The organism is Priestia sp. 53B2, assembly GCF_056099005.1.
Window position 1 is genome coordinate 547,016 of sequence record NZ_JBLZXA010000030.1, and the last position, 11,764, is coordinate 558,779.

At 37.7% G+C, this 11,764-nt stretch carries 16 protein-coding genes; 7 read left to right on the forward strand and 9 right to left on the reverse strand.

Annotated features, from left to right (window positions below; genetic code table 11):
* Window positions 1-281 precede the first annotated feature (281 nt).
* Window positions 282-551 (forward strand): GlsB/YeaQ/YmgE family stress response membrane protein, encoded by a 270-nt coding sequence (locus ACN6NE_RS27540; protein WP_013057765.1) that lies wholly within the window; start codon window positions 282-284, stop codon window positions 549-551.
* A gap of 280 nt (window positions 552-831) precedes the next feature.
* Here ACN6NE_RS27540 and ACN6NE_RS27545 read toward each other — a convergent pair whose 3' ends face one another.
* The 4 genes from ACN6NE_RS27545 to ACN6NE_RS27560 all read right to left on the reverse strand — a co-directional run bounded on the left by ACN6NE_RS27545 (window position 832) and on the right by ACN6NE_RS27560 (window position 3,019).
* A complete protein-coding gene (locus tag ACN6NE_RS27545; protein ID WP_013057766.1) occupies window positions 832-1,248 on the reverse strand; it encodes a YhfM domain-containing protein in 417 nt (138 codons plus the stop codon).
* Between the two features lie 161 nt (window positions 1,249-1,409).
* Window positions 1,410-1,574, reverse strand: a complete 165-nt coding sequence (locus tag ACN6NE_RS27550; RefSeq protein ID WP_474328452.1) for a hypothetical protein — start codon at window positions 1,572-1,574, stop codon at window positions 1,410-1,412.
* Window positions 1,575-1,586: 12 nt separating this feature from the next.
* Entirely contained in the window at window positions 1,587-2,168 is a 582-nt protein-coding gene (clpP, locus tag ACN6NE_RS27555) for an ATP-dependent Clp endopeptidase proteolytic subunit ClpP (RefSeq protein WP_474328522.1), read from the reverse strand.
* A gap of 428 nt (window positions 2,169-2,596) precedes the next feature.
* Window positions 2,597-3,019: a MerR family transcriptional regulator gene (locus tag ACN6NE_RS27560; protein WP_474328453.1), complete on the reverse strand. Its 423-nt coding sequence runs from the start codon at window positions 3,017-3,019 to the stop codon at window positions 2,597-2,599.
* A 247-nt stretch (window positions 3,020-3,266) separates the two neighbouring features.
* On the opposite strand from ACN6NE_RS27560, the gene ACN6NE_RS27565 reads away from it, so the two are divergent.
* On the forward strand, window positions 3,267-3,710 hold the full coding sequence (locus tag ACN6NE_RS27565; protein WP_474328455.1) for an HIT family protein: 444 nt from the start codon (window positions 3,267-3,269) through the stop codon (window positions 3,708-3,710).
* A 31-nt stretch (window positions 3,711-3,741) separates the two neighbouring features.
* On the opposite strand, the gene aspA is transcribed toward ACN6NE_RS27565, so the two are convergent.
* Both aspA and ACN6NE_RS27575 read right to left on the reverse strand, forming a co-directional pair.
* On the reverse strand, window positions 3,742-5,172 hold the full coding sequence (aspA, locus tag ACN6NE_RS27570) for an aspartate ammonia-lyase (protein ID WP_129710475.1): 1,431 nt from the start codon (window positions 5,170-5,172) through the stop codon (window positions 3,742-3,744).
* Between the two features lie 20 nt (window positions 5,173-5,192).
* Window positions 5,193-6,176 carry an asparaginase gene (locus ACN6NE_RS27575; protein ID WP_129710476.1) on the reverse strand — a complete coding sequence of 328 codons (984 nt, stop codon included), beginning with the start codon at window positions 6,174-6,176 and terminating at the stop codon, window positions 5,193-5,195.
* Between the two features lie 267 nt (window positions 6,177-6,443).
* Here ACN6NE_RS27575 and ACN6NE_RS27580 point away from each other — a divergent pair, with 267 nt between their 5' ends.
* Window positions 6,444-6,800 (forward strand): helix-turn-helix domain-containing protein, encoded by a 357-nt coding sequence (locus tag ACN6NE_RS27580; protein WP_474328458.1) that lies wholly within the window; start codon window positions 6,444-6,446, stop codon window positions 6,798-6,800.
* A gap of 23 nt (window positions 6,801-6,823) precedes the next feature.
* Here ACN6NE_RS27580 and ACN6NE_RS27585 read toward each other — a convergent pair whose 3' ends face one another.
* From ACN6NE_RS27585 to ACN6NE_RS27595, 3 genes are all read right to left on the reverse strand, one after another.
* Window positions 6,824-7,216 (reverse strand): hypothetical protein, encoded by a 393-nt coding sequence (locus ACN6NE_RS27585; protein ID WP_474328460.1) that lies wholly within the window; start codon window positions 7,214-7,216, stop codon window positions 6,824-6,826.
* A gap of 151 nt (window positions 7,217-7,367) precedes the next feature.
* Complete coding sequence (locus ACN6NE_RS27590) at window positions 7,368-7,538, reverse strand: hypothetical protein (protein WP_013057775.1); 171 nt, start codon at window positions 7,536-7,538, stop codon at window positions 7,368-7,370.
* A 286-nt stretch (window positions 7,539-7,824) separates the two neighbouring features.
* Window positions 7,825-9,315, reverse strand: coding sequence for an MFS transporter (locus tag ACN6NE_RS27595; RefSeq protein WP_057235234.1), 1,491 nt, complete (start codon window positions 9,313-9,315; stop codon window positions 7,825-7,827).
* Window positions 9,316-9,611: 296 nt separating this feature from the next.
* On the opposite strand from ACN6NE_RS27595, the gene ACN6NE_RS27600 reads away from it, so the two are divergent.
* The 4 genes from ACN6NE_RS27600 (at window position 9,612) to ACN6NE_RS27615 (ending at window position 11,588) form a co-directional block, all read left to right on the forward strand.
* Window positions 9,612-9,926 (forward strand): ArsR/SmtB family transcription factor, encoded by a 315-nt coding sequence (locus ACN6NE_RS27600; protein ID WP_013083854.1) that lies wholly within the window; start codon window positions 9,612-9,614, stop codon window positions 9,924-9,926.
* A gap of 70 nt (window positions 9,927-9,996) precedes the next feature.
* Window positions 9,997-10,425 (forward strand): DMT family transporter, encoded by a 429-nt coding sequence (locus ACN6NE_RS27605; protein WP_129710478.1) that lies wholly within the window; start codon window positions 9,997-9,999, stop codon window positions 10,423-10,425.
* A 12-nt stretch (window positions 10,426-10,437) separates the two neighbouring features.
* Window positions 10,438-10,890: a DMT family transporter gene (locus ACN6NE_RS27610; protein WP_129710479.1), complete on the forward strand. Its 453-nt coding sequence runs from the start codon at window positions 10,438-10,440 to the stop codon at window positions 10,888-10,890.
* Window positions 10,891-11,132: 242 nt separating this feature from the next.
* Window positions 11,133-11,588: a hypothetical protein gene (locus tag ACN6NE_RS27615; protein ID WP_129710480.1), complete on the forward strand. Its 456-nt coding sequence runs from the start codon at window positions 11,133-11,135 to the stop codon at window positions 11,586-11,588.
* Window positions 11,589-11,764: the final 176 nt, after the last annotated feature.

Here is an 11,764-nt window from a genome sequence, read left to right on the forward strand (position 1 = left end):
AGGGAAAAAGCTTTTAAAAATGAACCGGATGTCCCCTTTTGGGAATAGAATAAGCTAAATTGAATCTAAAACGTACATAAGCTGAACTTCTCTCCTTTATTTTATCGTTACTTTCACAGTGAATTCTCATACATAACTCTTCAATTTAATGTTGGGCTATCTTAGCATATATGATAAATAGATGAAAAAATGTAAAAGGGTTTGCAGCAAGGATATCGCATGACAAAATGTGTTTTAGGAAAGACTGAAAAGGAATTCCCTATAAAAAGGAGGTTAGGTATATGTCATTTATTTGGACGCTTATTGTTGGAGGACTTATCGGCTGGCTTGCTGGTGCGTTAACAGGACGAGATGTTCCAGGTGGAATTATCGGAAACATCATTGCTGGGTTCATTGGAGCATGGTTAGGCTCTCTAATTTTTGGAGATTTTGGTCCAGAGATCGGCGGATTCGCAATTGTTCCTGCTATTATTGGTGCTGTTATTTTAGTCTTAATTGTGAGTTTTGTTTTACGCAAAATGCGCGGAAATAATAATCATCGACACGCCTGAATAAAAAAGAGAAATCAGCGTCTTGATTTCTCTTTTTCCCTTACTTCTTGTAGCAAAATGTTTTAATAATGGACCTACCTGTAAGTGTAATTCTTTATTGCTACATTTAAAAATTGCTGCTTGTCACCTCTCACATTTAATACTTCTACACCCTCATATCAAGCGCGTTAGTAATGAATAGCTCTGTACCTTCAAGATCCTCAAGCATATCGGTGAAGATAGCTTCAATATGAACAGGTGCAGTTTTAGCTTTTATTGGACATTATTTTATAGTTGCTTTCTATTTCGGCTCTACTAATTCAATAAATGATCTTGCTTGTTTGCCCTTTAACTGTGCGTAGTGTGTATCTGTAGCTAATTCAACGGTTTCGTTTCCTAAGTTGACCCACATCCGATAAGATTGTACCTTTATATCCTTTTTTGTTTCTACCGGTTCAAAGTGAAGAATGTAGTTAGGTTTTCGAATCATTTCAGCTTTTTCTTCTCTCCATGATACATCTTTTAACCACTGTTGCACTTTCTGCACTTGATTTTGGTCTTTCATTTTAACCGCATGGCCATATTGATTATCGGCTATGTATTTTTCGATTACGAGCTTTTGTTCAACAGTACCGCTTGAAGCACTGCTTTGCTGACATCCTGTTATCACCCAACAAATAGCAATGAGAACAACTAATCCAGACCATACTTTTTTCATTTACATCTACCTTTCTTTTTGTAATTGAAATGAGATGTTCTTGCTGAATGATGCTACCAGCTGCTCGTTTTTAAATCTCTTTTTGCATTCTCTTTTCTTCATCTAAATCCCTGCTTCATTTGCTCAAAAAAACTGAATCCCCGAAAGGATCCAGTTTTTCGTTACGATTCGACATCTTCCATGACATGAACAGCGCGAATAGCAGCGTTTACTTTTGTATGTTGAATGCGCTCTTTTGCTTCCTGTATAGTCATTGCTTCTACTTCTTGATAAAAAATGACGTTCGTCCATTCATATTCTACTGAATAACGATTTATTTTTTCCACACGGTACCCTCCTTATTGATGAACTAAAATTTGATCAATCAAGCCATATTCTTTTGCTTCATACGCTGTAAAGAATGTATCTCGATCAGTGTCTTTTTTAATTGTTGAAAGCGATTGTCCTGTTCGTTCAGACAGAAGTTCATTTAGGTGGTCTTTTAACCGCAAAATACGCTTTGCTCGAATCTCAATTTCAGCTGCTTGCCCTTTTGCTGCTCCTAGCGGCTGATGAATCATCACTTCGCTATTAGGAAGAGCAAAACGTTTCCCTTTTTGACCGCCCGCTAGTAAAAATGAACCCATAGATGCTGCTAGCCCTATACACAATGTGCTTACATCTGCACGTATAAGCTGCATCGTATCAAAAATAGCCATGCCCGCTGTAATAGATCCTCCCGGTGAATTAATATAAATGCTGATATCTTTTTCTGGGTTTTCTGCTTCTAAAAATAAAAGCTGAGCGATAATGCTAGTAGCCACTTCATCCGTAACTTCACCTGTGAGCATAATCACTCGGTCGAGCAACAGCCTTGAATAAATATCATAGGCACGCTCTCCCTTGCTTGTTTGTTCCACTACATATGGAGTTAAGTTCATGTGACCGCCTCTTTCCCCTGAATTAGTACGAGCAAATTTTTTCACTTTTGCACTGATTTCATGATTTAAAAATGAATCCCCTATCAAATCTTCATCCGTGAATTTAATCATTAAAGAATATCTTTCTTGCTGCATATGCAAGCTTTCATCGCGGTAAGTCACAGCAACTTCAATCTCTGCTTTCTGATATAAAACGGCTTCTTCTGTGTAAAGCTCTACTAATAGAGGTTCATCCTCAATATGCTTTATTTCAATTTGCCCCTGTTCGTTTTCGCGATACCCATTTAAGTTTGTCGCTTTGAAAAGACCTTCGGGCAGCTGAATATCAATCGTGATGTTTTTTTACTTTTACTTGCGAACGTTCAAATGCAATACAAAGGTGGTTCATTCCTTCTTCTTTTTCCATCACTGATTTTGCCACAGCTAATTTAATCATGCGATGAATGATCCTTTAAAATCTGAGTAACGGACTCAATTACTTTTTGCCGTACGTCCGCTGATAAATTTCGGTTCATAGCGACAAATACATCTTCATTGACTTGATGCATTTCTTGATTTTGAATTTGTTTGCTTTGGTAAAGAGGGAGCTGCGCACCGATGTTTTTTACTTCTTCATCACTCAGTGAACGAAGCGTTTCTTGAATGGAAGCTAGTGACTCACCTGCTTTTGATAATGTTAAAACGGCTCGAAAGTAGTGAAGGTGCTGATCTGTATACACACGCTTATTCCCTACTAGCTCTAGCGGAGGAACAATTTCTATTTGCGTGTAATACCGTACCGTACGCAGGTTCAAGTCCGCACCTTCATTATTTAATAACTCCGTAATTTGCTTGCCTGTATATGTATTCAAACAATCCCCCTTGTTAGTTACAGTTAACTGTTACACTATCATTATGCTGTAAAGGTTTCGTTTTTACAATTAAAACCATGGTAAATTTTAGATAAATCAGCTACCCATATAAAAAGAACGAAACAAAGAGCCCAGGTCATATATCCGGGCTCTTTACTAAGCGAAAAAACAACTGTGTATATTTCAAACTATTCCTCCTGATACTTCTCGTGCTACACTTTAGTTATCTTAAAAAAGGAGAGAACATATGATGGGGAATCCATGTATAGATTGCTTAGGGTGTCGATTAGCAAATAACCAAGAGAAATCGCATGTGATATTTGAAGATTCGTTTGTGACGTGCCTATTAGATCACAAGCCATTTAACGAAGGGCACGTCTTAATTCTTCCTAAAACACATATAGTGGAAATCGACGAATTTGATACTGAACACATACTGGCCGTGATGAATGCAGCGAAGCTAATGACAAAAGCAGTGAAGACGCTCTTTGTCCCAGACGGAGTTACTCTCTCTCAAAACGGGGGAATGTTTAACAAGTTAACTCATTTTCACATGCACATCGTTCCACGCTACCAAGAGGAGTGTTTCGGAGATTTTTATACGCAAATTCCCCAGTTTGCTAAAAAGAATGACGCTTTGGCTGCAACAGCTCGGAAAATGCGCCGCGTCATTCAGCAAATGTCTTTATAAAAAAACGGCTTCCTTATGGAAGCCGTTCTTTTTACTGACGATCAAACAATGAACTTCCTGCAATACCAGGGTTCGTCATTTCAAATGGATTTAAAATGAGATCTAATTCCTCTTCTGTTAACACATCGTATTGAAGGCAAAGCTCACGAATTGGTTTTCCTGTTAAAATCGCTTCACGCGCAATACGCGATACGACTTCATAGCCTAAGTGAGGGTTAACAGCTGTAATAATCCCTACGCTTTTTTCTACATATTCTTTCATGCGCGTTTCGTTTGCTTCAATTCCTGCTAAACAGTGATCTGTAAAGCTTCTGAAACCGTTGTTCATGATGCTGATTGATTGAAGTAAGTTAAATACAAGCACAGGTTCCATAACGTTAAGCTCCATCTGACCTGCTTCTGAAGCAAGAGAGATTGTTTGGTCATTTCCCATTACTTGAAACGCAATTTGATTGATTAATTCAGCCATAACCGGGTTCACTTTTCCTGGCATGATTGAAGAACCAGGCTGACGAGCAGGAAGGCTGATTTCTCCTAGACCTGCACGAGGTCCAGATGCCATTAAACGCAGGTCATTTGCGATTTTAGACATATTCGTCATACAGATTTTAAGCGCTGCAGATACTTCTGTATAAGCATCTGTATTTTGAGTAGCGTCTACTAAATGCTCTGCATGCACAAGCGGCAGACCACTGATATCGGCTAAGTGCTTGACTACATTTTCAATATAGCGAGGATCTGCATTTAAGCCTGTCCCAACAGCTGTCGCTCCCATATTTACTTCATGCAAGTGGTCACGCGTTGCGCTGATACGCTTAATGTCGCGCGCTAACACGCGGCTGTATGCTTCAAACTCTTGACCAAGACGAACGGGTACAGCATCTTGAAGGTGCGTACGGCCCATTTTAATTACATGATCAAATTCTTGCGCTTTTCGTTTAAACACATCATGCATGTCATTCATTGTAACAAGAAGTTTATTTAATAAGTTCAGCGTTGAAATATGAATAGCCGTTGGAAATACATCATTTGTTGACTGAGACATATTCACATGGCTGTTAGGACTTAATTTACCATATTCCCCTTTATTATTTCCCATAATTTCAAGAGCACGGTTCGCAATAACTTCATTGGCATTCATATTCATTGACGTTCCTGCTCCGCCTTGAATAGGGTCAACAATAAAGTATTCATGCCACTGACCTGCTAAAATTTCATCAGCTGCTTGAACAATCGCATTTCCAATACCTTCATATAAGCGCTTTGTATCCATATTTGCAAGCGCTGCCGCTTTTTTTACAATAGCAAGCGCTTTAATCATTTCTTCATGTACTTTATAACCTGTAATCGGAAAATTTTCTACGGCACGTGCGGTTTGTACACCGTAGTATACGTCTGCTGGGATTTGTTTTTCTCCTAGAAAATCAGCTTCTGTACGAAATCCTGCTGTTTCTTGTTTCATAGCTGTACCTGCTTTCTTTTTTAATTAATATCTTCTGCAATCGACGTTTCCATCATCTTTTTAACTTGGTGAGGGTCTTTCGTTTGTCCGAGCACCCACATTAATTTAGGAACAATGGCTTCTGTGTTCATGTTTTTTGAGCGCACGACGCTGTCATGATCAATCATTCGGCCTACTTCATAAATGCCCATGTCTTCTCCTTCTTCAAGACATTGAGTCGTAATGACAACGGATACACCGTGGTTTGTTAACTCAACAAGCTTGGCTAAAATGTTGCGAACTTGAAATGGAATACCTCCACTTCCATAGCTTTCAACAACAACGCCTTGATATACATCCTTTAATCCATCGAAAAATTCAGGTTTAATGCCGGGAAACAGTTTAACAACTGCTACATCCGTACAAAGAGATGTATTAACCGTCAACTCTTCTTTACTAGAGCAAACGGGTTTTGTATATTCCACCGTATTATCATGGATAGACGCCACGTATGGATAATTAATGCTTTCAAATGCATCATAGCTTTTTGTACGAAGCTTGATTGCTCTTGTGCCTTGAATCACACGACCGTCAAAGACTACATAGACTCCGCCTGTTTCTTCACAAGCAAAGCGAATCGCATCTGCAATATTGCGTTTCGCGTCCGTTTTACTAAATGAAATAGGAATTTGAGATCCTGTAATCGCAATTGGTTTTTTAGAATGCTGAAGCATGTAAGAAAGAGCTGCCGATGTGTAGGCCATTGTATCAGTTCCATGGGTGATAACAAAACCATCGTATTCATTATAATGCTCTTCAATCGCTTTTGCCATCTCTATCCAACATTCTGGCTGCATATTTGTACTATCAAGATTCATAAGAGATTTGCTGTCAATTTGACAGTGTTCATTTAAATCAGGTATGTAGCTTAGTAATTGATCTGGCTCCATTCCAGGAACAAGTCCATTTTCACCTTCAAGTGAAGCGACCGTTCCACCAGTTGATAACAATAATAGTTTTTTCAAAACCGACATCCCCTTTGCTTAATTTTTGTAAAAAAACCTGACAATCTATCAAATAAATTATATTCATTTCGCGTACTTCACCTGTAATTATAGTAACCAAAAATCAATAAATCAAGAGAAAAATTATTCGTTTCGCGTACACTTTTTTCTGCAGCAATGATATAATGAATAAAAATGTAAATTAGCTCACGGTTTGATTACAAAGATCTGCGCGCGAGCTGAATGCCTCGGTTTTTTACATACTACACCTACAAAGGAGCGTCATGAATGTTAAGCAGATTAGCTCAACTCAGGAAAGAAAAAAAATGGTCTCTTCAATATACAGCTGACCAGCTTGAAATTGCTAAAAGCACTTACGCAGGATACGAATCTGGCTATCGTCGTCCTTCTCTTGAAGCACTCGTTACAATCGCAGAACTATTTGATACATCAACAGACTACTTGCTAGGTAAGGAAATGGAACCTCATTCTCTTTCAGATGCACCCATCGAATTAACATCGCCTCAAACTCATAGAATTACGGTCGACGGTGCGGAACTATCTCAAGAAGAAATTCAGCAGCTGACGGCCTTTATTCGTGCTAAAAGACACATTGAAAAAGAAACTGCACCTTCTTCAATTTAAAGAAGATTAGAAGCAGGGTGCTTCTAATCTTCTAGCTGCATTTCTAAATAACCTACTACTTCTTTTGTTATTTCCTCTTCTGTTTCTTCCAGCAGCTCTCCGATTATCTTGCTGCCTGGGAGCTTCCTCGAAGAACGGATGCCCAAAAACGTGCGTACACAGTGCCAGATAGGAATAAAAAGACCGTCTAAAAACTCACCTTTTTCCAAAATACCTACTTGAATAGTGGCGTGGTAACCGGACTGAAAAGGATTTTTCCCTTCACGGATCACATCTACAGAAAGCTGCATCCCTTTTTTTTCAAAAGCTTCTTTATATTGTGCATATATTGATTTGAGAAGTTCTTGCATAGATCTTTCAACTGTATGTATATGTTGTTCTAACTGCGGCGTAAATTGTTTTGCGGTGTATTCCATCCACCTCCCTCTTCCTTCGGTTCCCTATCTATTATTTTAGCGACTTTCATTTTATTGTATTATAAGAAAAGCGTTCGTCTGTCTAACAGAAAACCCCGCTTTTTTATAGAAAAGCGGGGTTCATACATACCTTTACTAGCAATAGCTTAGCTTACATTGCTTTATCTTGTTTAGAAGATGATTTTAATTTTTTGTTTTTAGTTGGATCTGGCTCATTAGAAGACATGATAATGTTTCCTTCGCCGTTGCACACTTTGCACTTTATAAATCCAAATTTCTTACCGGCTCCTTGGCATTGTGGACAAACATATCGAATTGGCATAAACTGTACCTTCCTTTTTTCTAATTTATACCTGCGCATTGAAAGCGCCTGTGGTTAGTTTATAGTTTCATTATAAGTTGTACAATCCACCCTATCAAGACGTGCCAAATTGCACATCTTTAATGGCAAGAAATCCTTCCTTTCTAAAATTCACCTGAAAAATGAGTCGATAGACAGGAGAATTTCTTTTCTTTCCAAAAGGCAATACGTCAGAGGAAGTTTCTTATTGGATATAATTAGCGAATATTTGCGCTGAAAATTTTGCGCTTTTTCGCCAAGTTAAAGGTTAAACAACCGTTTTATCTCGAATTTCTTTTGAAATGGTTACGTCTTTCCAAAGCTGTTCGTATTTATAACCCGTTAAACTTTCACAAACCGCTTTCGCTTCAGGAGTAACGTCTTTAGCTCGGCCTCCCTTTTTTCTTCTTTGAATTTCAGTTAATAAGATTTTGTGATTTTCCGGACTTATCTTAAACCATATGGTTGCGATAATTCCAGCGAGAATCAAAATAGCAGGTACAATCATGAACAGCTTTTGTAAGCCGGCTAGCGTAGAAGCTGACTGCTCGGCGTTTGGTACATAGCCAATATTCTTTAAGGCAACGCCTACAAGAAAAATCGCAAGCGCCTGAGAAGATTTTCGAATAAACGACATCAGCCCTGCATACACGCCTTCTCTTCTTTTTGTCGTAATCATTTCATCTACATCTGATACAAACGGCAGCACATTCCATGGAATCATGATCGCTCCAGAATGACCGCTTCCTAAGAAAAATGCCGCTAAATAAATAAGAACTAAAGAGCTATCCGTTGTTAGGAAACTGAATAAAACAATGCCCGTTCCCCAGATGATCATGCTGAAGTTATAGGTTAATTTATTTCCTAACTTAATGGCTATGTACGTAACAAGAGGAATAAATAGCACTTGTGTAATTTGCACAAAGCTTAGGGTGTCTGCATAAATAGCTTCGCGCAGCATGTAATAAGCAATAAAATAAAAGAAAAGAGCATTAAATACATCCATTGCAATGTAAGAAGCTAAGTACATGGCAAGATACACGTTAAACGACTTATTTTTAAATGCACTTCCAAAACTGATAAAAAGCTGCTTAAATTCTAACCAAAATCCGTTTTTCTTTTTTCGTTCCACTACTTCTCCGCTGTCCCAAGTTCCTTTATAGACAAAAATCCATGGAAGAGCAAAAAGAAGACCAAAGATAATGCCCATGATTAAATATCCTTGTCCACCTGGAAATGCATCAATGATTCGTTTTGGGAAGAAAGCACCTAAAAATGAAGCGCCTTGTGAAAAGACCATGCGTATTCCCGTCATTTTTGAACGAATACTGTAGTCTGTCGTCATCTCTGCTGCTAGCGTATTGTAAGGAACCATGACCATACCAAACGCCGTGTTAAATAAAAGATAGGCTAAAATAAAATAGGTGTACTTAAACATATGCGAGCCTTCAATAGGAATCCACAGCATACTGAACGTGATGGCAACTGGAATGATTCCAAAAAGAAAAAAGACTCTTCTTCGTCCTTTTTTTGTCTGAAGATGATCAGATATGTACCCAATGGTTGGATCTAACAAAGCATCCCATACTTTTCCAAGAGCTACAATCGTTCCTGCTTCTACAGGAGAAAGCCCGACTACATCCGTTAAAAAAACCATAAATAATGTGCCGATAATAAAAAAGGATCCTCCGCCAAACAAATCCCCAAATCCATACGCTACCATATTACGAAAGCGCACTTGTTTTGTTTTCCCTTGCATATGCAGCTCTCCCCCTTAAGTAAGTAAACTAGCTTCTTTTCTTATTCACTTTTTTCTATTTTACTAAACTATCCCTTGAAAAATAAGGAATATGTCATCTGTTCTGCTCAAAAAAATAAGATGCTTTCTAATTATATAAGTAGAAAAATAGCTGGATAAAACGTTCTTCTTTATATCCTATTATAAGTTGACTTTTCGTTCACAGCTGTTATAATTCAACCCATCGCTTGTTATTCAACTATAAAATGCAAACTTGAACATTTGACATCTGAGCTGTGACGAATAAAATAATAAGTATGAAACCTATTGATATCTTTAAAGCATTATCTAATGAAACTCGATTAAATATATTGGAGTGGTTAAAAGAACCTGAAAAGCATTTTAAAGACAAACAAGCACATTTGCCTAAGGAGGTCAGCAGCAGAGGCGGTGTTTGCGTGGGAGATATTCAGGAAAAAGCTCAGCTATCTCAGTCCACAGTGTCCAGTTATCTTTCCATGATGCAAAAAGCAGGTTTGTTAGAGTCAATTCGGCACGGTCAATGGACATACTATCGCCGAAATGAAGAAACGCTTCAAGAGCTTTCTTCATTCTTACGAAAAAAACTTTAACGAGTTTTTTTCACTTAATATATCTATTTTTCTAGATATACAAATATAAAGAAATATTGGAGTGATAAATGTGAAGTTGTTGGTTTATTTGGTTGCGGTTCTAGGCGGCGCTGCCTTAAGTATGGAAGGCGCTATTGCCGGAGAACTCGGAAAAACAGTGGGAAAACTTGAAAGCAGTTATTATATTTTTATCATGGGAACGCTCATTTTAGGTTTGACCACTTTATTTGCTGGAAAGGGAGATTTACCTTACGTCTTAAAAGCGCCTAAGTGGAATTTAACCGGCGGTTTATTAGGTACGATTTATTTAACAATTCTAGTGATTAGTATCCCCTTTATCGGAATTGGTGTTTCAATGGTTGCTGTTATTGTGGGCCAAATGATTACAAGCATGATCATTGAGCATTTTGGTTGGCTTGGCAGCAGCAAAATTAAAATTAACAAAGAACGCGTAATGGCTATTGTATGCATGGGAATTGCGCTTGTACTTATTTTCTAGGAGGGTTTTACGATGAGTTTATTAATGGTGATACTTACCTTAATAGGAGGTTTAACGCTAAGCGCTCAGTCTTCTATCAACGGCACACTAAGTAAAAAAACAGGTACGTTTGAAACAGCTTTTTTAACCTTTGCGACAGGTGCCATGATTTTAACGATTGTCGTTGTATTTTTTGGTCAAGGAGACATTCTTTCTGTTTTTGATGTCCCTAAATGGCAGCTTACCTGCGCTTTATTCGGAGCATCTTATTTATTTCTAACTGTTTTAGCTGTACCTAAAATTGGGGTAACAGCAGCTAATATCTCAACTGTTATCGGTCAGTTATTTGCAAGTATGATTATCGACCATTTTGGCTGGTTTGGAAGCAAGGAAGTACCCTTTGATCTAGCCCGCTGGATTGGTGTAGCATTTATGTTATTAGCTCTTTATTTTATTTTTAAAGGCAATAAGAAAACAGCAGCATAAAATGTTCATGCAAATAGCCAAGTGCCCCTATGTAAAGGCGCACTTGGCTATTTTTTTGTACGTAAACCGCATTTGAATTTTCAATCAATTATTTAGAACATATTTTATTTAAACTAAATTGATTTTTAATAAGATAAATTACACAAAAAAAATTGTGCATACCTTCCTGCCTTTGTTCAAAAGATAAAGAGGCAGATCTAGAAAATCGGCTACATAAACGAACAGGTAAGGTGGGTTTTTTCGTGGGAAAATTTTTATTTTTAGCAGCATTTGTCTTTTTTTGTTTTACGCTTTCCATTTCCGCAGAAGAAAATATACCAGAAGAAAATATAGAATCACACGTAAGTCAGCCTGTTGTAAAAGATTTTATTTATCAATCTCTTGAACCTTGGGTACATCAAGATATTACTTCTCATTATGAGAAGGTTTACGGTAAACAGCATAAAAAAGTAAAAGTTCGCCCGATTAAAAAAGATGATATCGGGATACAAATGGGTGAAATACAGCCCGGTAAAGGCGGTAAGTTTACTCATATTGTGCGGGTAAAAATCTTAAACTTAAAAGTAAAACCTGAGGGAAAAGATGAATTTTTTGCAACGGATACGCTTATTTATAAAGTGAATATTAACGAACTTTCTGCTGAAAATGATGTAGAAAACGTCGTAAAACTACTCGAGTATAAACATCAAGAAAGATAAAAGTCCAATTCTCCCCCCCCCTTTTGAAGGTATTTACTCCTCTATTCAAAAGGGGCTTTATTATGAAGCGTGTTTTCTCTTCACATATTTAGGGAATACAACTACCACTTATCCCCTAATTTTTTCATATTGCTAGTGCATAAGGTATGAACTTGATAACTTTTTGTCGGTTTTTA